At 62.7% G+C, this 19,189-nt stretch carries 20 protein-coding genes and 1 pseudogene; 6 read left to right on the top strand and 15 right to left on the bottom strand.

Features of this window, described 5'->3' with window-relative positions; translation table 11 throughout:
• Positions 1-119 precede the first annotated feature (119 nt).
• A pseudogene (locus X726_RS01000000167125) lies at positions 120-1,228 on the bottom strand (aldo/keto reductase).
• A 34-nt stretch (positions 1,229-1,262) separates the two neighbouring features.
• Positions 1,263-1,790 carry a nuclear transport factor 2 family protein gene (locus tag X726_RS149895; RefSeq protein ID WP_023671025.1) on the bottom strand — a complete coding sequence of 176 codons (528 nt, stop codon included), beginning with the start codon at positions 1,788-1,790 and terminating at the stop codon, positions 1,263-1,265.
• A gap of 99 nt (positions 1,791-1,889) precedes the next feature.
• Between X726_RS149895 and X726_RS149900 the strand changes: the two genes are divergently transcribed.
• Complete coding sequence (locus X726_RS149900; protein WP_023671024.1) at positions 1,890-2,816, top strand: LysR family transcriptional regulator; 927 nt, start codon at positions 1,890-1,892, stop codon at positions 2,814-2,816.
• 34 nt (positions 2,817-2,850) lie between these two features.
• Here the strand turns inward: X726_RS149900 and tsf are convergent, their stop codons facing one another.
• From tsf to X726_RS149925, 5 genes are all read right to left on the bottom strand, one after another.
• Positions 2,851-3,771 (bottom strand): translation elongation factor Ts, encoded by a 921-nt coding sequence (gene tsf / locus X726_RS149905; RefSeq protein WP_023671023.1) that lies wholly within the window; start codon positions 3,769-3,771, stop codon positions 2,851-2,853.
• A gap of 108 nt (positions 3,772-3,879) precedes the next feature.
• A complete protein-coding gene (rpsB, locus tag X726_RS149910) occupies positions 3,880-4,668 on the bottom strand; it encodes a 30S ribosomal protein S2 (RefSeq protein WP_023671022.1) in 789 nt (262 codons plus the stop codon).
• Positions 4,669-4,845: 177 nt separating this feature from the next.
• On the bottom strand, positions 4,846-5,457 hold the full coding sequence (locus tag X726_RS149915) for a LysE family translocator (RefSeq protein ID WP_023671021.1): 612 nt from the start codon (positions 5,455-5,457) through the stop codon (positions 4,846-4,848).
• Positions 5,454-5,732, bottom strand: a complete 279-nt coding sequence (locus X726_RS149920) for a DUF4031 domain-containing protein (protein WP_023671020.1) — start codon at positions 5,730-5,732, stop codon at positions 5,454-5,456. The genes X726_RS149915 and X726_RS149920 overlap by 4 nt, the downstream gene beginning before the upstream one ends.
• 43 nt (positions 5,733-5,775) lie before the next feature.
• The gene (locus X726_RS149925) at positions 5,776-6,606 is read right to left on the bottom strand and encodes a cell envelope integrity EipB family protein (protein ID WP_023671019.1); all 831 of its coding nucleotides are present in this window, start codon (positions 6,604-6,606) and stop codon (positions 5,776-5,778) included.
• Between the two features lie 138 nt (positions 6,607-6,744).
• Here X726_RS149925 and X726_RS149930 point away from each other — a divergent pair, with 138 nt between their 5' ends.
• The 4 genes from X726_RS149930 (at position 6,745) to X726_RS149945 (ending at position 9,747) form a co-directional block, all read left to right on the top strand.
• Complete coding sequence (locus X726_RS149930) at positions 6,745-7,209, top strand: RidA family protein (protein ID WP_023671018.1); 465 nt, start codon at positions 6,745-6,747, stop codon at positions 7,207-7,209.
• 14 nt (positions 7,210-7,223) lie between these two features.
• Positions 7,224-7,952: a glycerophosphodiester phosphodiesterase gene (locus tag X726_RS149935; RefSeq protein WP_023671017.1), complete on the top strand. Its 729-nt coding sequence runs from the start codon at positions 7,224-7,226 to the stop codon at positions 7,950-7,952.
• 55 nt (positions 7,953-8,007) lie between these two features.
• A complete protein-coding gene (locus X726_RS149940) occupies positions 8,008-9,222 on the top strand; it encodes a GNAT family N-acetyltransferase (RefSeq protein WP_023671016.1) in 1,215 nt (404 codons plus the stop codon).
• Between the two features lie 96 nt (positions 9,223-9,318).
• Positions 9,319-9,747 carry an HIT family protein gene (locus X726_RS149945; protein ID WP_023671015.1) on the top strand — a complete coding sequence of 143 codons (429 nt, stop codon included), beginning with the start codon at positions 9,319-9,321 and terminating at the stop codon, positions 9,745-9,747.
• A gap of 558 nt (positions 9,748-10,305) precedes the next feature.
• On the opposite strand, the gene clpA is transcribed toward X726_RS149945, so the two are convergent.
• From clpA to X726_RS149965, 4 genes are all read right to left on the bottom strand, one after another.
• The gene (clpA, locus tag X726_RS149950) at positions 10,306-12,795 is read right to left on the bottom strand and encodes an ATP-dependent Clp protease ATP-binding subunit ClpA (protein ID WP_023671013.1); all 2,490 of its coding nucleotides are present in this window, start codon (positions 12,793-12,795) and stop codon (positions 10,306-10,308) included.
• Positions 12,796-12,801: 6 nt separating this feature from the next.
• Positions 12,802-13,128 carry an ATP-dependent Clp protease adapter ClpS gene (gene clpS, locus X726_RS149955; RefSeq protein WP_023671012.1) on the bottom strand — a complete coding sequence of 109 codons (327 nt, stop codon included), beginning with the start codon at positions 13,126-13,128 and terminating at the stop codon, positions 12,802-12,804.
• A gap of 277 nt (positions 13,129-13,405) precedes the next feature.
• On the bottom strand, positions 13,406-13,735 hold the full coding sequence (locus X726_RS149960; protein ID WP_023671011.1) for a phasin family protein: 330 nt from the start codon (positions 13,733-13,735) through the stop codon (positions 13,406-13,408).
• Entirely contained in the window at positions 13,732-14,007 is a 276-nt protein-coding gene (locus X726_RS149965; protein WP_155927172.1) for a hypothetical protein, read from the bottom strand. Before X726_RS149965 ends, X726_RS149960 begins: the two co-directional genes overlap by 4 nt.
• An 11-nt stretch (positions 14,008-14,018) precedes the next feature.
• Here X726_RS149965 and X726_RS149970 point away from each other — a divergent pair, with 11 nt between their 5' ends.
• On the top strand, positions 14,019-15,470 hold the full coding sequence (locus X726_RS149970; protein ID WP_023671009.1) for a D-alanyl-D-alanine carboxypeptidase: 1,452 nt from the start codon (positions 14,019-14,021) through the stop codon (positions 15,468-15,470).
• A gap of 43 nt (positions 15,471-15,513) precedes the next feature.
• Here the strand turns inward: X726_RS149970 and X726_RS149975 are convergent, their stop codons facing one another.
• The 4 genes from X726_RS149975 to X726_RS149990 all read right to left on the bottom strand — a co-directional run bounded on the left by X726_RS149975 (position 15,514) and on the right by X726_RS149990 (position 18,966).
• On the bottom strand, positions 15,514-16,212 hold the full coding sequence (locus X726_RS149975) for a DnaJ domain-containing protein (RefSeq protein WP_023671008.1): 699 nt from the start codon (positions 16,210-16,212) through the stop codon (positions 15,514-15,516).
• Entirely contained in the window at positions 16,212-16,943 is a 732-nt protein-coding gene (locus X726_RS149980) for a hypothetical protein (protein ID WP_023671007.1), read from the bottom strand. The genes X726_RS149975 and X726_RS149980 overlap by 1 nt, the downstream gene beginning before the upstream one ends.
• 103 nt (positions 16,944-17,046) lie before the next feature.
• Positions 17,047-17,484, bottom strand: a complete 438-nt coding sequence (locus X726_RS149985; protein ID WP_023671006.1) for a DUF1489 family protein — start codon at positions 17,482-17,484, stop codon at positions 17,047-17,049.
• Between the two features lie 78 nt (positions 17,485-17,562).
• Positions 17,563-18,966: an L-serine ammonia-lyase gene (locus X726_RS149990; RefSeq protein WP_023671005.1), complete on the bottom strand. Its 1,404-nt coding sequence runs from the start codon at positions 18,964-18,966 to the stop codon at positions 17,563-17,565.
• Positions 18,967-19,189 lie beyond the last annotated feature (223 nt).

The raw sequence follows: 19,189 nt of genomic DNA, 5'->3' as shown, positions 1-19,189 counted from the left end.
TGGGCAGGCCGCCCTCGCGCGGGCGCCGCCGCTGGCGCGATGCCGAGTTCCGATACACGAAGGGCGCCGCGATGTCACGCGGCGCCCCTCGCCCAATTCCGCCTTCCCGTCGCGGCCCGTCAGTTGCTGGTGATGCTGACGGCGTCGCCCTCGACCAGCAGCGGCGGCGCATAACCCAACGGCTTGTCGCCGGTCACGGCGCCGCCGGTAACCCGGGCTTGTATGTCGGAACCGAAATAGGCGTACGGGAATGGCGGCGGTGTCTTCCTGACCGTATCCAGCCGCGCGCGAAGCTCGGCGGGTAAAGTGAAATCCAACGCCGCCAGATTGTCCTGCAACTGCGCCAGCTTGGTGGCGCCAAGAATCACGGTGGCGATGCCGGTTGCGTTGCCACCCAGTTGAGCGCGACCTGCGCCATGCTGCGTCCGAGTTCGGCGGCAACTTTTTCGAGCTCCGCCACGATCGCCCAGTTGCGCTCGGTGAACTTCTGGAACCCCGGATGAGTGGTGTTGCGAAAGCCGTCGAGCCGGCCGGCATGGCCTTCCTGCGTCGGCCGGTACTTGCCGCTGAGCAGCCCGCTGGCCAGCGGGCTCCACACCATGATTCCTGCGCCATGGCGGGTGCCGAAGGGCACGAACTCATTTTCGATCGAACGCTCCGCCAGCGAATATTCAAGCTGCAGGGCCGACACCGGCTCGTAGCCGCGCCACTCGGCGATCGTCTGCGCGCGGGCAGCATACCAGGCCGGCACATCGGACAGGCCGACATGGCGAATTTTGCCCGCACGCACGAGATCATCCATCGTGCGCATGACCTCCTCGGCTGGCGTCAGCCCGTCCCAGACATGGAGGAGGTAGAGGTCGATATAGTCAGTGCCCAACCGCTTCAGCGAGGCGTCCACGGCGCGCAAGATGTTCTTGCGGCCATTGCCACCGGCGTTCGGATTGCCGGGCTCCGCGTTGAAGGTGAATTTCGTGGCGATCACCGCTCTGTCGCGCAAGCCTCGCTCGGCGATGAATTCGCCGAGCCAGGTTTCGGCTGTGCCGCCGGTGTAGAGGTCGGCGGTGTCGAAGAAATTGCCGCCGGCCTCGACATAGGCGTCGGCCATGGCGCGCGCGGTTTCCCTGTCCGCGCCCCAGCCCCATTCGGTGCCAAAGGTCATGGTGCCCAGTGCCAGCCGGCTGACGCGCAGGCCGCTGTTGCCCAGTGTGTAATAGCTCATGGTCATGGTGTTTTTCCTATCCTGATTTCTTGACGCCGGCTCACTGGCCAGGCGTCATCTTGACCCAGGGATTGCCGCGCTCATGCGTGGCGCGGAAAACGAAGCCGTCGACTTTCCAGCCGGTCCCGGAGCGAACCAGATGGTGCTCGTAGGTGCCCCAGACTTCCCACAGCGGGTCGCCATTGCCTTCCATCCGGTTCCAGGCATAGCCGTTCGAAGAGACGGTCGCCGCGTCCGCCTCAAAGATCACCTGGTGATTGGTGCGCAGATGCAGGCTGGTCTTGCTGCCCCTGAGGTTGCCGGCCCAGGTACCGATCAGATTGTCGGAGGGGATGGTGGCGGCAGGCTGTCCTGACAGGCTGCTGAAGTCGACGGTGACACGGTCGGCGAAATAGGAGCGGGCAAGCTTCCAGTCCTGCGCATCGACGGCACGGTCGATGGCATCGGCGATGCGGATGACGGCGCGTTCGTCGGCGAGCGCGCGCCAACCGGACGGCTCGGCGCCGCCGGCATCGACCGGCGCTAGGGCAAGGCCTGCGGCGAAGGTAGCGTGTTTCAAGGCATCCATCTCTCTTCTCCTTTGTGCATCGGTGATGGTAATATGGGTCAGCCTGTCGGCATCGAGAAGATTGAAGTGTTCGCAAGGACTATGCGATATCATGCATGAATGGACCGGGATCTGCTCAGTCATTTGCCTGTCATCGTCGCCGTTGCCCGACGCGGCGGCTTTGCGCTAGCTGCGGCCGAACTGGGCATGTCCCCATCCGCCGTCAGCCATGCGGTGCGCCTCGTGGAGGAGCGGATCGGCCAGCCGCTGTTTGCGCGCACCACGCGCAGCGTCTCGCTGACGGAAGCCGGCAAGGCGCTGGTGGACACGGCAGCCCCTGCCCTCCAGGATATCGCCGACCGGATGGACCGCATCCGAGCCATCAAGGGCCGGCCCTCCGGCTTGCTCAGGTTGAACGTTCCCAACATCGCCGTTCCACTTGCCGTCACTCCCGTGGCCGCCGCGATGGCTGAACGCTATCCTGATGTGACCATCGAATTGCTCACCGACCAGGGGCTGGTGGACATTGTCGGCGAGGGTTTTGATGCCGGCATCCGGCTGGGCGAGATGATCGCACAGGACATGGTCACGGTCCGGCTGACGCCGCCATTCAACGCCGTGATCGTCGCCTCCCCCGCCTATGTCGGCCGGCATGGCCGTCCGCGCGGTGTGGCGGATCTTTCGGACCACAATTGCATCGGCTACCGGCTTGTGCGCTCCGGCGCACTCTATCGCTGGGACCTGACCGAGGACGGCAAGGATGTCGTGGCCGAGACGAAGGGTACGGTCATCGTCACCGATTCGCTGGCCGCGATCGACCTTGCGCTTGCCGGCGTCGGGCTGACCTATGTGTTCGAGCCGCTGGTGCGCGCGGAATTGGCAGCCGGCCGCCTCGTTCAGATTCTGCCGCAAACGGCGATCGAGGAGCCCGGCCTCTTCCTCTACTTCCCGCGCCGGGCGTCGATGGCGCCAAAGCTCAGGGCCTTCATCGACACCGCACAAGAAATCGGCCGAGCATCCTTGCGGACACCCGGCCGAGTTGCCTGAGCTGAGAAGCCCCTTTTCAGGGGCTATTTTAAAACTACTTCTTCACCGCCGCCGCGACTTCCGCCGCGAAATCGGTCTCTTCCTTTTCGATGCCTTCGCCCAGCGCAAAGCGCAGATAGGCGGAGATCTTGGCCGGAGCGCCGATATCCTTCTCGGCATCCTTCAGCGCCTGCTCGACAGTGATGTCGGGATTGAGCACGAAGGCCTGCTTGAGGAGCACGACTTCCTCGTAGAACTTGCGCAGGCGGCCTTCGACCATCTTTTCGATGATCGCTTCCGGCTTGCCGGACTGGCGCGCCTGGTCGGCGAAGATCGCCTTCTCGCGCTCGACCGCTGCCGGATCGATCTGCTCGGCGGTCAACGCCAGCGGGTTGGTGGCGGCGACATGCATGGCGACCTGGCGGCCAAAGGCGTTGGCGGCATGCTCATTGCCCGTCGTCTCGATCGCGACCAGAACGCCGAGCTTGCCAAGACCATCGGCAACCGCATTGTGGACGTAGGTTGCGACAGCACCGTGCGGGACGGTGAGCTTGGCCGAACGGCGGAAGCTCATGTTCTCGCCAATGGTGCCAACGGCGTCCTTGATGGTGTCAGTGACCGACTTGTCCGAACCCGGATACTTTGCGGCAGAGACAGCCTCCGTCGTGCCATAAGCAAGCGCGACCTTGGCGACATTGCGAACGATCTCCTGGAACTGCTCGTTGCGGGCCACGAAATCGGTCTCGGAGTTAACCTCGATGATGGCGGCCTCGCGGACGCCGGAGTCGACGCCGATCAGGCCTTCGGCGGCAGTACGGCCAGCCTTCTTGTCGGCCTTGGAAATGCCCTTCTTGCGCAGCCAGTCGACGGCCTCTTCGATGTTGCCGTTGGTCTCGGTCAACGCCGCCTTGCAGTCCATCATGCCCGCGCCGGTCAAGTCGCGGAGTTCTTTGACCTGTGCAGCCGAAATGCTCATTGTCGCCTCTTTGTTTTAAATGCACCGACGCACCACCGGTACTCGGTGATGCGTCTGTCTAGCGTGCCAAATATGAGAATGATGAAGGCCGCAACCGGCCTTCGATTGTCAAGCTTCCGGAGCGTCCGCAGCCGGGGCCGGAGCCGGATCAAGCGCCGGTTCGACCGGAGCTTCGACCGAGGCGCCGATGTCGACGCCGAGCGCGCCCTGCTGGCGGGCGATGCCGTCGATGGCAGCCTTGGCGATCAGGTCGCAATAGAGCTGGATGGCGCGCGCCGCGTCGTCATTACCGGGGATCGGGAAATCGATCTTGTCCGGATCGCAGTTCGAATCGATGATGGCGACGACCGGGATGCCGAGGCGCTTGGCCTCGAGGATGGCGATCGCTTCCTTGTTGGTGTCGATGACGAACATCAGGTCCGGCGTCGAACCCATGTCCTTGATGCCGCCGAGCGCCTTGTCGAGCTTCTCGCGCTCGCGGTCGAGGTTCAGGCGTTCCTTCTTGGTCAGGCCCTGGGCCTCACCGGCCAGCATCTCGTCGAGCTTGCGCAGGCGCTGGATCGAATTCGAGATCGTCTTCCAGTTGGTCAGCATGCCGCCGAGCCAACGCGAGTTGACATAGTATTGGGCCGAACGCTGTGCGGCGTCGGCGACGATGTCGGACGCCTGGCGCTTGGTGCCGACGAACAGCACGCGGCCGCCCTTGGCAACGGTGTCGGAAACCTGCTTCAGAGCCTGGTGCAGCAAAGGCACCGTCTGCGACAGGTCGATGATGTGGATGTTGTTGCGGGCGCCGTAGATGTAAGGCGCCATCTTCGGGTTCCAGCGGTGGGTCTGGTGGCCGAAGTGAATGCCAGCTTCCAAAAGCTGGCGCATGCTGAAATCAGGCAGTGCCATTCTTAGTTCCTTTTCCGGTTAGCCTCCACGGACACAGGCATTTTTGGACTTTGTCCTCGAACGCCACCGGAGGTTTCAGCCGGATTTCTCCCGGGCAGACACCAAAGTCCGTGTGTGGAATGAGCGCGCATATAGAGGGGAAGCGCTGCAAACGCAAGCGGTGAGGTGCTTCATCGCTCAGCGTGCGGCAATCAGCGCTCCGGTGCCGATCATGGCGCTGCCGGCGAACCGGTTAATCAGCCGCATGCGTTCGGGCGTCCTGAACCAGCCGGATGCCCTGCCCGCCAGCGCGGCGTAGATGCCCATGGTGAGAATATTGGCGCCGACGACGACTGCCACCACCAGCAGGCCGTCGGCAAACGTCATGGTGTCGAGGTTGAGGATCAGCGGCATGATCGAGGCGTGGAACAGGATCGCCTTCGGGTTGCCGAGCGCCACGGAGGCGCCAAGCAGGAACGAACGCGACAATCCGGTTTGGGGGATTCCTTGCGCGGCCGATTGCGCGGCCGCGGCCCGCCACATCTTGACGCCGAGGAAAATCAGGTAGGCCGCACCGGCGTATTTCAACAGGAGAAACACCCATTCGAAGGTCTGGGCCAGCGCCACCAGCCCGAGCAGTGCCAGGGTGACCAGCACGGCATCGCCGGCGGCAATGCCCATTCCGGCGACGAACGCACGCAGGAAGCCGCGTGCCACGCCGTTGGTGATCACCGTGAACATCGCCGGTCCCGGCGTGGCGGCGGCAAGTGTGATGGCAAGGCAATAAGCCAGGAATGCCGTTAGCGTCACGATCGGCCCTTTCCGTTGGGTACCCGTACGCGCCTGAAGATCGCAACGATCTCCTCGCGGCTGCATTCGATGGCGCCGAGCCGCACCGCCCGGTCGCGCTCGAAGCCGGTTATGTCATAGTGCGGCGCCGATGTCCTGGGCGGCCCCTGGTAGGACGAACGCTTGACACCAAGCTCGGCGGCGAAACGATGCAGTTCGTCCGTATCGTCGGCCATCAGGTGGCACCAGCGATGGCCGGCCCATTTCCAGATCGCCGCATCGACATAGACCGCCATCGGGAACTGCCATCAAGCCTGCCGTGCCAGCGCCGCATTGTTGCTATTTCGAGACCGGGCAAGGCTTGGTCTGATCGAACAGCGACAGGTTGACCAGCTTTCCGGTCATCGAGAACTCGCCATAGTCCATTGTGAGGTCGCGGGTGATGCCGTTCTCGTGCAGCTTGAAGCTGATGCGGTATTCTGGCACCTCTTCGCCCGATTTGTCGGTCTCGTCGAAATAGGCGATGTCGACGGGCCAGTATTTGTCGCCGGCAAGCTTGGCCAGCGCCGGCGCTTCGGGGTCGGCCTTGTCGCCCTCGGCCTTCTTGCCGACGATGACGGTGGTGGTCATCACCTTGTTGGCATCCTCCGAACCGTCGAACAGGCTGGTTTCGTAGAAATTCTCGCCCTTCTCGGCCTTGCCGATCAGTTCGACCAGATGCTGGGTCGGGAACTGAGTGGCGGCGAGTTCCAGGCTGTTCTTCTCGGGCTTGTCGATGTCGACCTTGAGGCCCTTGGTCTCTTTCGTGGCGGTGCCCTTGACCTCCTTGTCGAGGTTCTGGTCGACGAAGGATTTGGTCACGAACGAGAAGGTCTTGCCTTCGGCGTCCTCGAACGTGGTCGTCTGCTGGTCGGTCAGCCTGGTGTTGTCGCCGGTGGCGATCTGGGTGACGAAACGGAATTTTACCGTATAGCCCTCGCAGGGCGAGCCGTTGAACTCATAGACCATGCGGCCGGAAATCCCGGTGATGCCCGAGCGGTCCGACGCCTTGTCGAGGGTAAGATCGTAGACGGCGCGATGCGCCTGCAGCGCCGGCACGGCAAAGGCTGGAGCCATCGAGAACAGCACCGGAACGAGAACGGCGTGGAAGGCAAGGCGCGTTGCGCGCATAAGGGGCTCCGATCGTCGCAGCTGATGGCAGGCCGCAGGTAAAGATGGTCCAGCTTAAAAAAAGTCGTGGCGGAAGCGAGGCAAAAATAGCAATTTCGGCCCGGCCAGCGCGGCCTCTCCAAGCAATAGGGAAATACCATGAGTGAAACAATCGAAAAGCGGCTAAGCGATCTCGGCGTGACAATACCTGCCGCCGCAGCGCCCGCCGCGAACTATGTGCCCTATTGCAGGTCCGGCAATCTTTTGTTCACCGCCGGGCAGTTGCCGCTCAAGGACGGCAAGCTGCAGGCAAGCGGCCTGCTCGGCCGCGACGTCGACACGGCAACCGGCAAGGAAGGCGCAAAGTACTGCGCAGTCAATGTCTTGGCGCAGGCAAAAGCAGCACTTGGCGATCTCGAAAAAATCCAGCGGCTGGTCAAGATCACCGTCTTTGTTGCATCAGTGCCGGATTTCGTCGAGCAGCATCTGGTCGCCAACGGCGCCTCCGATTTCCTGGTCGCGGCCCTTGGCGAGCGCGGCAAGCATGCCCGCTCCGCCGTCGGCACCGCCTGTCTGCCGCTTAATGCCGCAGTGGAAATCGAAGCCGTCTTCGAGGTCGCATGAGCAGGACCAAGACAATGACCGACCTTTCTTGGCTGACCGCCCGGCCGGTGGCGCATCGCGGCTTTCACGACATGAATAAGACGCGCTGGGAAAACACGCTGTCGGCCTTCGCTGCTGCCGCCGAGCGCGGCTATGCGATCGAATGCGACGTGCATTTGTCGTCCGACCGCGTCCCCGTCATCATTCACGACGGCGATCTCAAGCGGTTGACCGGCCAGGACGGCTTCGTCTGGCAGCGCACGGCGGCGGAAATGACGGCACTCAAGATCGGCGGCACCAGGGACCATATACCGACGTTGCAGGAAGCGCTCGACCTGGTCGATGGCCGTGTGCCGATGGTTATCGAACTGAAGGGCGTGCCCGGTTACGACGAGGGCCTGGTGGCAAGCGTCGGCAAGATGCTGGAGCGCTACAAGGGCAAGGCGGCGATCATGTCGTTCGACCACTGGCTGGTCCGCGATTTCCCCAGGGATGCGCCAGGAATTCCGGGCGGGCTCACGGCCTATGGCAAGGACAACCAGTTGATCGAGGCGCATTTCGCCATGCTGGCACATGACATCGCCTTCACCTCCTATGCCGCGGGCGATCTGCCGAACCCATTCGTCAGCTTCGTGCGTGAAAGGCTTAACATGCCTGTCATCACCTGGACGGTGCATGACGAGCCGGCGGTGGATCTCACCTTCAAATACGCCGACCAGATGACGTTCGAAGGGTTCGAACCCGATCTGGTCAAAGTCGCCTGATGGGAGTGCCTGAAACGTGACTTGTAGCGGCCCCGACAGAGCTTAAATAAGCCTCATGGATCAGGGTGACGAAGGCGATGGGCAAACGGCGAATGCGGAGTTCTCCATCCGCGTCGCCGCCGGCATCAATGCCTTCACCTGCGACGAGTGGAACGGCTTTACCGGCACAACCCGCAGCGACACAGAAAACGGCTATAACCCTCTCGTTTCATATGCTTTTCTGAGCGCGCTTGAAGATTCCGGCTGCGCCGTGCGGCGCACCGGCTGGCAAGGTCATCATCTCAGACTGGAAAATGCCCAAGGCAGATTGCTGGGCGCCGTGCCCTGCTATCTCAAATCGCACAGCCAGGGCGAATATGTCTTCGACCACGGCTGGTCCGATGCGTTCGAACGCGCCGGCGGCAACTACTATCCGAAACTGCAATGCGCCGTGCCGTTCTCTCCGGTCACCGGCCCTCGCCTGCTGGTCAGCAAGGGCGAGGACAGCGCCATTGTGAAGGCCGGTCTCGCAGCGGGCCTGAAGGCGGTGACGGAAAAGCTCGGCGTGTCCTCCGCGCATGTCACCTTCGCCAATGAAAGCGACGTTGCAACGCTGGAAGCAGCCGGCTTCCTGCACCGCACCGACCAGCAGTTCCATTTCTTCAACGAAGGCTTTTCGACCTATGACGACTTTCTCGCCACGCTGGCATCGCGCAAGCGCAAGGCGATGAAGAAGGAGCGCCGCGAGGCGCTCGCCAACGGTATCTCGATCGACCGGCTGACCGGCAAGGACCTGACCGAAAAGGCGTGGGACGATTTCTTCGCCTTCTATATGGATACCGGCAGCCGCAAATGGGGCCGGCCCTATCTCAACCGCAAGTTCTTCTCGCTGATCGGCGAGCGCATGTCCCAGGACATCCTGTTGATCATGGCCAAGCGCAATGGCCGCTATGTCGCCGGCGCCATCAACTTCATCGGCTCCGATGCGCTCTACGGCCGCAATTGGGGCTGCATCGAGGACCACCCGTTCCTGCATTTCGAAGTTTGCTACCATCAGGCCATCGACTTCGCCATCGAGCGTAAGCTGAAGGTGGTCGAGGCCGGCGCGCAGGGTGAGCACAAGCTGGCGCGCGGCTATCGTCCCGTGACCATGCATTCGGCGCACTACATCGCACATCCCGGCCTGCGCAATGCTGTGGCCGACTATCTCCGGCGGGAACGCCGCGAGGTCGAGCGGATGGGCGAAATCCTGGAAGAGCATACGCCGTTCCGCAAGGATCTTGAGGAATAGCGATCCGCCCCTGCCCTCGCCTGTCGATATCGCCGGACCATCTTGCCGGTCCGGGACAGCTTCGCTACACCGGGAGCATACTCCCGGAGCGCCGCCATGACCGAGGCCTACGATCCCAGCAATATCTTCGCGAAGATCCTGCGCGGCGAAATCCCGTCGCACCGCGTCTACGAGGATGATGCCGTGGTCGCCTTCATGGATGTGATGCCGCAAGGCCCCGGTCACACGCTGGTGGTGCCCAAAGCACCGTCGCGCAATCTGCTCGATGCCGATCCGGCGACGCTCGGCCGGCTGTTCACCACGGTCCAAAAGGTGTCGCTGGCGGTCAAAAAGGCTTTCGGCGCTGACGGGGTCACGATCCTGCAGTTCAACGAACCGGCCTCCGGCCAGACCGTCTACCACCTGCATGTCCATGTCATCCCGCGGTTCGAAGGCATCGCGCTCAAGCCGCATACGGGGCAGATGGAGAAGCCCGAAGTGCTGACTGAGAACGCGGCCAGGATCCGAGCAGCGCTGAACGGTTGAGGTGGCGCGCGCCTCAGGGCGATGCGCTCAGCCACAATCCACCACGTCGGTTAGGAAAATATGGTTGTGTGCGTCAAGTTCTGCAAAAAGGGGCGGCCATGATGCTGGTCATGCGGCTTGGCGCAGAGCGAGCTTCTTGTGCTCGCGCAGGTCGTCCATGTTGATGTATCGNTGACGTTGAACATCACCAGCCTGCCATGACCGCCCCCTCTCAGCGAATTTGCAGAACTCTCAGCACACTACCGAAAATATCAAACCACCCCGTGATAAAGTGCCGTACCGGGATGCGTTTGGGTTTTAAAAACCGTGGAACATTCGGTTGCGACATCAGAGCCGTTGGTAAAAGCAGCTGCCGGGCCGTGGATGACTATGCGAGCGATCTGATTTCGATCGCCATCTGGAAGGCGTGCGGGTACTTCCTGGGCAAGTTTGCACCCGAGGGCGTCGCCGCCTGACCTAACAACATCTGACCTGAAAAGCAGGGGCGCTGTGTCGGCAAACCGGCCAGCCAATGAAAAAAGGGCCCGTCACCGGGCCCTTTTTTCATAGGCGAACTTTTTAGCTCTTGCGCGGCAGTTGCGGCACCAGGCTGCGCTTGCCGCCATCCTTGCCCTTGGGCTCAGGCTCGTCCTTGCCCTTGGGCTGAGGCTTCTGCGCCACCGCCTTCTTGGCGACGGGCTTCTTGGCCACCGCCTTGCGGGCTTTCGGCGCCTCTTCCGGCTCCTGCTTCGGCTGCACCGGGGCTTCGTCGGCCAGTGATTCGAGCTTCAGGCCGGTTTCGCCGGTTTCCTTCTTCTCGACTGTGACGCGCACCGTGCCGCCCTTCTTGAGCTTGCCGAACAGCACCTCGTCGGCCAACGGCTTCTTGATGTGCTCCTGGATGACCCGGCCGAGCGGCCGCGCACCCATGCGCTCATCATAGCCCTTGTCGGCCAGCCAGGCGATCGCGTCGGACGACAGGTCGAAGGTGACGCCCCGCTCGGAGAGCTGGGCCTCGAGCTGCATGACGAACTTCTGCACCACCTGATGGATGACCGGCACCGGCAGCGAGCCGAACGGGATGATCGCATCGAGACGGTTGCGGAACTCCGGCGTGAACAACCGGTTGATGGCCTCGACATCGTCGCCTTCGCGCTTGGTCGATCCGAAACCGATCGCCGCGCGCTGCGCATCCGATGCGCCCGCATTGGTGGTCATGATCAGGATGACGTTGCGGAAGTCGATCTGCTTGCCGTTGTGGTCGGTCAGCTTGCCGTGGTCCATGACCTGCAACAGGATGTTGAACAGGTCCGGATGCGCCTTCTCGACTTCATCCAGCAAGAGCACGCAGTGCGGATGCTGGTCGACGCCGTCGGTCAACAAGCCGCCCTGGTCGAAGCCGACATAGCCGGGAGGCGCGCCGATCAGCCGCGAAACGGTGTGGCGTTCCATATATTCCGACATGTCGAAGCGGATCAGCTCGACGCCGAGCGAGGCAGCCAACTGCTTGGCGACTTCGGTCTTGCCGACGCCGGTCGGGCCTGAGAACAGGTAAGAGCCGATCGGCTTTTCCGGTTCGCGCAGGCCGGCACGCGCCAGCTTGATCGCCGAGGTCAGCGCGGTGATGGCGGTGTCCTGGCCATAGACGACGCGCTTCAGCTCGATGTCGAGGCCTTGCAGCACCTTCTCGTCGTCGGCCGAAACCGTCTTCGGCGGGATGCGGGCCATCGTGGCGATCGTGGCTTCGATCTCCTTGATGCCGATCGTCTTCTTGCGCTTGGCTTCCGGCACCAGCATCTGCGAGGCGCCGGTCTCGTCGATCACATCGATCGCCTTGTCCGGCAGCTTGCGGTCGTTGATGTAGCGGGCCGACAGTTCCACCGAAGCCTTGATCGCCTCGTTGGTGAACTTCACCTTGTGGAATTCCTCATAATAGGGCTTGAGGCCCTTCATGATCTCGATGGCGTCCTCGATGGTCGGCTCGTTGACGTCGATCTTCTGGAAGCGCCGCACCAGAGCGCGGTCCTTCTCGAAGAACTGGCGGAACTCCTTGTAAGTGGTCGAGCCGATGCAGCGGATGGCACCCGAAGACAGCGCCGGCTTCAACAGGTTCGACGCATCCATCGCGCCGCCTGAGGTGGCGCCGGCCCCGATCACCGTGTGGATCTCGTCGATGAACAGCACGGCGCCCGGATAATCCTCGAGCTCCTTGACGACCTGCTTCAGCCGCTCTTCGAAATCGCCGCGATAGCGCGTGCCGGCCAACAGCGTGCCCATGTCGAGCGCGAAGATGGTGGCGTCCTGCAGCACTTCGGGCACATCGCCCTCGACGATGCGCTTGGCCAGGCCTTCGGCAATCGCCGTCTTGCCGACGCCGGGATCGCCGACATAGAGCGGGTTGTTCTTGGAGCGGCGGCACAGCACCTGGATGGTGCGGTTGATTTCGCTCTCGCGGCCGATCAGCGGATCGATCTTGCCGGCCTTGGCCTTGTTGTTGAGGTTGACGCAATAAGCCGTCAGCGCATCCTGCTGCTGCTTCTTCTTGCCGCCTTCCTCCTGCGGCTCGGCGCCGTTCTGGCCGCCCTGCTCGTCATCGGCGCCGCGCGGCGAGCGCGTCTCCGATGCGCCGGGGCGCTTGGCGATGCCGTGCGAGATGTAGTTGACCGCGTCGTAGCGGGTCATCTGCTGTTCCTGCAGGAAATAAGCGGCATGGCTCTCGCGCTCGGCAAAGATGGCGACGAGCACGTTGGCGCCGGACACTTCCTCGCGGCCGGATGACTGCACATGGATCACGGCGCGCTGGATGACGCGCTGGAAGCCGGCGGTCGGCTTGGAATCCTCATCGTAACCGGTGACCAGATTGTCGAGTTCGGTGTCGATATAGGTCAGAACGGTGTGCTTCAGCTCGTCGAGATCGACGTTGCAGGCGCGCATAACGGCGGCCGCCTCGGTGTCGTCGATGAGGGCGAGCAGCAGATGTTCTAGGGTTGCATATTCATGGTGCCGCTCATTGGCGAGCGTCAGCGCCTGGTGAAGCGCCTTTTCCAGGCCTTGGGAGAAAGCCGGCATGTTACCTCACTTCTTCTCCATCACGCATTGCAGCGGATGCTGATTCTGTCGGGCGAAATCCATGACCTGAGACACTTTGGTCTCGGCCACCTCGAATGTATAGACCCCGCACTCGCCCACCCCATGATTGTGAACATGAAGCATGATGCGTGTGGCGGCTTCGCGGTCCTTTTGAAAAAAACGCTCCAGGACGTGAACCACGAACTCCATGGGCGTATAGTCGTCGTTGAGGATGAGGACCCTGTAAAGGCTGGGCTTCTTGGTCTTGGTCTTGGTGCGCGTAATGACGGCTGTGCCGCGACCGGCCTCATTGCCGTCGCCGTCACTTTGCATCCGCACCACGCTTGTCGTGGCAGTCAAACCTGAAGTCACGTAATCCTGCCTCTTTCGAATCCCCATGGCGAGTTCGATATGTAGGTGTTCGATGGACGATTTTAAGCCCTTCTTGTTAGCTGACAATATGGCTAGGTGGGCAAACCGAGGCGATTTTCAAAATCGTGAACCGCCAAAGCCCCGGAATTGAATCCGGCATGAAAAAACCCGGCCGCGCATCCGCGACCGGGTCTGTTCTGCAAGCCCGAAAGGCCGTGCCTGGTATTCTCGAGCGAAATTACTTCGCCTTGGCGACAATCGATTCGAAGGGCTTGTAAGCCTCCTTGGCGAGATCGGCATAGAGATCGCCGAACTTGGTCGCCTCGGCAACGAAGCTCTCATAGCTCTGCTTGGCGAAGTCGGACTGGATCTCGACCGCCTTTTCCAGCGACTTGGCGGAGAACAGCTTTTCGACCGCGGCGCTGCCGGCTTCGAAGCTCTTCTTGGTGTATTCGCCAGCTTCCGTGGCGATCGCCTGCGCGCCCTTGGAGAGCGAGGTGAAGCTCTTCAATCCGGTATCGGCAAACTCCTTGCCGTATTTCGAGAAGTCCTCGTAGGTCTGGGTCATTTGACGTTTCCCTTGGCGTTTTGAAGCGCCCTTGCCTGAGCGCGGTTGTGCAATGCACGAGAATATATTGTGCGCTGCACAAAAGTCAAGATTTCAGCGGCATCAGGCCGCGCTGCGCCGGCAACAGCTAAAATTCGAATAAAGAAAGGCTCAAGCCCGAGGAAAATGGTGAACGCGCCGGTTACCATAAACGGATTGGTAACGCTGGCCGCGATAGTTTGACGACAAGTGAGGTCGGATCCCTTTGCCGCCTCCATGGCAATGAGTTTCAAAGGAACTATCAGTGCGTCAGGCGTTGTCGGTCTTCGGTTCAAAATCCGCATCTTCCCTCAAAACGATCATGATCCTCGCTTTGGCGATGTCATTTGTCGTTGCGGATGCCGCGTCCTCGATGGCCGCCAGGTCTTCGGCGATCGTCGTCGACGCCAAGACCGGCAAGGTACTTTATTCCTCCGACGCCAACGGCCGGCGCTACCCGGCGTCGCTGACCAAGATGATGACGCTCTATCTGACCTTCGAGGCCATGGCGAAGGGCCGGATCAGCAGGAACACGCCCGTGCCGTTCTCGGCCAAAGCGGCGGCCGAACCGCCGACCAAGCTCGGCGTCAAGGCGGGCGGAGCGGTTTCGGTCGAGACCGCCATCCTGTCGATGGTGACCAAGTCGGCCAATGATTCGGCGACCGCGCTCGGCGAACTGCTCGGCGGCAGCGAAAGCAATTTCGCCCGCATGATGACCGCCAAGGCGCGCGCGCTCGGCATGGACGGCACCGTGTTTCGCAATGCCAACGGCCTGCCCGATCCCGGCCAGTTCACAACCGCCCACGACATGGCGATGCTTGGCATAGCGCTCAGGGAACATTATCCGCAGTATTACGGCTATTTCTCGCAGCGCTCCTTCCTTTACGGCCGCCAGCGCATCAATGGCCACAACCGCCTGCTCGGCCGCATCAAGGGCGTCGACGGCATCAAGACCGGCTATACCCGCGCCTCCGGCTTCAACCTGGTCTCGTCGGTTTCGGATGGCAACCGCCGCCTCGTCGCCGTCGTCATGGGCGGCACTTCGGGGCGCAGCCGCGACAACCAGATGGCCGGCCTGATCAACGCCTACATGCCGCGCGCATCGACCCGCGGCGGCGGCGCACTGGTCGCCAAGGCCGGCGGCGACAATCCGGTCAAGGCGCTGGCCAAGGTCTTCCTGCCCAAGCATGACGCGCCGACGCCGGATGACAAGCCGATGGTTGACGACGATGCCGTAGCGTCCAATGACGATCCGACATCCGCTGACGAGCAGTCTGCTGAAGGGCAGTCTGCCGACGAACAGACGGTGGCCGCGGTCGAAGAGCCCGCCCCCGCCGTCAAGACCAGGAAGGTCAAGACCGTCATCGTGACGGCGCCGAAGGTCGAAACTGCGCAGATTGTGGCTGCCTACGCCGAACCCACGCCTGCATCCCCACAGGCGGTCGACCCGGTCAACACGGCCTCGGTGCCGGCTGGTTGGGCGGTGCAGGTGGCGTCGTCGCCCAAGCAGTCCGAAGCCCAGGCTTTCCTCGACAAGACCGCCAAGCAGGCGCCCAAGGTTCTTGCGGCTGCTTCCGGTTTCACCGTCGCCTTCGAGAAGGATGGCGAGACCTATTACCGCGCCCGGTTCGGCGGCTTCCGCTCGAAGGACGCGGCCTGGAACGCCTGCAATGCCCTGAAGAAAAAGAAAATCGCCTGCTACGCAGTCCAACAGTAGGGCGGCGGAACCATCTCCCGGAAATTTACTGCGTCGAAGGAGACTAGTTGTGATTGGAGAGCAAGACGTCCTTGGCTTCGTTGATCCGCGCCGCCAGGAAAGACGTGCCGCCGATGTCGGGGTGCAGGCGCTGCATCAGGCGGCGGTGCGCCTTGCGGACATCCGCCGCGGCGGCCCCCGCTTCAAGACCAAGGATCTTGTAGGCCTCCTCCTTAGTCATGGCGCCCGCACCTGGCGCAACACCCAGCCCTTCGCCACCGTTCGCCTCAGCGTCTTTGCGCCAGACGGGAAAACGGCCGTCAAGATACGTCTCTAGGAGCTGGCGGCTCTCCGGGTCGCCGGGGAGTTCGCGGTAAAGCTGCTGCAGCTCGGCCAGGCCCATCGCGCCCAGCATCTTGCCTTCATGGCGGCCGGCCAGAACCAGGCCTTCAAGCCCGCCCGTATCGTGATCAAGCTCCATTTCCAGTGCGGCGGTCCGCACCGTCGAGCGCTTGCCGGGCGCCGGCCCGACCGACGGCTGCTTCATTCGCACCGAACCGTACCAGGCAAGGGCCGCGGCCAGAATGAGGCCGGCAATGCCTTCGCGCCCGACCACCAGCACGGCGAGCCCGACCAGCGCCAGAAGCACCGGCCCGAGCGTGCGCATGCCGCTTGCCAGTTTTTGCGCATCGGCGCGGACAAAGATCGTCGCCGCCCCGAGCAGCACCAGAAACAGTGCAACAAGTGCAATGATAGCGCCCATCAATTCCCGCCGCCCCTGAGATGCTCGATCAGCAGCCGGTCTCCCGGCCTGTCCCTTGCCTCGAGCGCCTTCAATCCACCCGTCGCATAGACGGCGACCGCTGAAAGCAGCCCGGCCAAGGTCGCGGCAGCCCGCCGATCAAATCGGAACCAAGCCCCTTTGGACAGCCGCGCAATCTCCTTGAACGCCTTTTCTGCGCCGGGATCATGGCCTTCCTGGAAGACGAAGACGGGAACGCCGTGCAGACCGAGGCTGCCGGCCCTCTGCGCCAGGTCGTCGATATCCTCTTCCATGGCGTCGCCGATATAGACCAGAGCGTTGACCTTGGCCGCCGCCGTTTCCTTCAGCGCATGCGCCAGCACCTTGCCGATCTGGGTGTGGCCGGCACGGCAGTCGATCCGCGTCATCAGCTGCTTCAGGGCATTGGTGTCGGCGACAAAAGCCGACGAGCGGCACTCGCCCAACCCGCGAAAATAGGCCAGTTGGACGCTGAGAGTTCCGGCCTTGCCGACGGCGTCGAACATTTCGCCCTGCAGCTTGGTGGCGAGATCCCAGGTCGGCTGGCGGCTCATCGTGGCGTCGAGCGCAAGGATCAGCCGCCCGGAGCCGGTCGCGGACGCGGCAAGCGTCCGGGCCTGACGGATAAAGGCGTCGATCTCGCCGGCATTGGATTGAGGCTTGACCGGCGCAGGATCGGCCCTGGCGGGCACGCGCTGCTTCTTGTCGCTCATAGGAAGCAAGATGTGGCGTTGTCGGCCCCCTTGCAAGTCCAGCCTTGGACAAGATGAAGGGCCAGCGCTCGACGCTCTGGGAGAAGCGGCCGCGCCCTTGGCTCTACAGCAAGCCCAGATCGGCGAGCTCGCGCTTCAGTTTTGGCGGCATCTCGACCATTCCGGCCTTGCCCTTGCCGATATCTGCGGGCGCATCCGACGGTTTGAGATAACGCCAGCCCTGGAAGGCGCGGCGCGGCTGCCAGTCGGTGCGCACCACGTCGAGGTCGAGCATCAGGCGGCAACGGCCGATGCCTTCGTCGTCGGTGAAGGGCCTGATATCAGTGATCAGCTGGCGGCATTGCACGCTGCCCTTGATCACCCAATAAAGCGAACCGCCATCGGTGACCTCGGCGCCGCGCGTCGGCACCATGCGGGTTGTGTGCCAGTGCTCGGCGGGTTCGCCGGCGCGGCGGCGCTCATCGAGGCGGAAGGCGATCCATTCTTCGAGGTCCTCGACGCTGTCGCAACCGACGCACAGTTTTAGGAGATTGAGTGCCATCGCTTAAGGTTTAGTCCGGCGCGCGATTGCGTCAACGGCCCTGCCCGACTTCTCCACAGTGCCAGTGGCGTTGCGCGGTCAGCATTCCACGACATTGACGGCGAGCCCACCAAGGCTGGTTTCCTTGTACTTCTCGTTCATGTCGAGGCCCGTCTGGCGCATTGTTTCGATCGCGGCGTCGAGCGGCACGAAATGGACGCCGTCGCCTTTGATCGCCAGAGAGGCGGCGGTGACCGCCTTGACGGCGCCGAGCGCATTGCGCTCGATGCAAGGCACCTGGACCAGACCGCCGACCGGATCGCAAGTCATGCCGAGATGATGTTCGAGCGCGATTTCGGCGGCGTTCTCGACCTGCTCGGGCGTGCCGCCCATGACGGCGCAGAGACCCGCGGCAGCCATCGCCGAGGCCGAGCCGACCTCGCCCTGGCAGCCGACTTCGGCGCCGGAGATCGAGGCATTGGTCTTGATGATGCCGCCGACGGCGGCCGCCGTGAGCAGGAAGTCGCGGATGCTCGGCTGGTCGGCCTCGGGGTGGAAATGCAGCCAGTAACGCAGCACCGCCGGCAATGTGCCGGCCGCGCCATTGGTCGGCGCGGTGACGACGCGTCCACCGGCGGCGTTCTCTTCGTTCACCGCCATGGCGTAGATCGACAGCCAGTCATTGGCCAGCAAAGGGTTGGGCTTGTTCTGCTGCCATTGCTCCTGCAGCTTGTCGTGCAGCATGCGGGCACGACGGCGCACTTTCAGCCCGCCCGGCATGATGCCGTCCTGCGACAGGCCGCGGTCGATGCAGCCCTTCATGGCGCCCCAGATCGCATCAAGGCCGCTGTCGAGCTCCTCGCGCGACATATGCGTCTCTTCATTGACGCGCTTCATGTCGGCGATAGACAGGCCGCTTTTGCCTGCCATCTTCAGCATCTCGACGGCGTTCTTGAAGGGATAGGGCACCTTCTTGCCTTCTGTGGTCACCGAGCCCTTGACCTTCATCCGCTGCAGCTCTTCCTCGGACACCACGAAGCCGCCGCCGATGGAATAATAGATGCGCTTGAGCAGCAGCCGGTCGCCGGCATCGTAAGCGTAGAAAGCCATGCCGTTGGCGTGGCCGGTGAGCGGCGTCTTGCGGTCGAGCACCAGATCCGTCGCCGGGTCGAAGCGATAGGAGGGATGGCCGTGTGGCGATATCCGCTTCTCGGCGGCGATGCGCGTGGCGATGCCTTCGGCCTGATCGGGATCGACCGTCTGCGGTGTCAGGCCAGCAAGGCCGAGGACAACGGCGCGATCCGAGCCATGGCCGATACCGGTATAGGCGAGCGAACCGTGCAGGCTGGCGCCCAGACGATCAACTTTCGCGCCGGCCGGGCGCGGCCAGTCGTCTCCGGCGATCTCGTCGAGAAACCGCCGCGCCGCTGTCATCGGTCCCATCGTGTGCGAACTCGACGGTCCGACGCCGATCTTGAACAGGTCGAAAACCGAAAGAAACACGCTGCGCCGTCTCCGGGAATGGGATCAAGACCTACATATAGGACTTTCCATGATGTTTGTGCTGTTTTGCGGATTGCGGCGCTGCACCTGCCGACCTTGTTTGCTCCGGCAGCGACATCACCGGCTGAAAGCGTGTCGCGCTGAAACGGATTCATGCGACGCGCTTTAAGTTCTTGTTTCAATGCATGTCGTTGTCCCAGAACCGCAGCTCACCTCTGGGCGC

This window comes from Mesorhizobium sp. LSJC285A00, from assembly GCF_000503155.1.
GTDB lineage: Bacteria > Pseudomonadota > Alphaproteobacteria > Rhizobiales > Rhizobiaceae > Mesorhizobium.
Note: the sequence above shows the minus strand (reverse complement) of the source record. Positions and strands in the feature narration are given on the sequence as shown.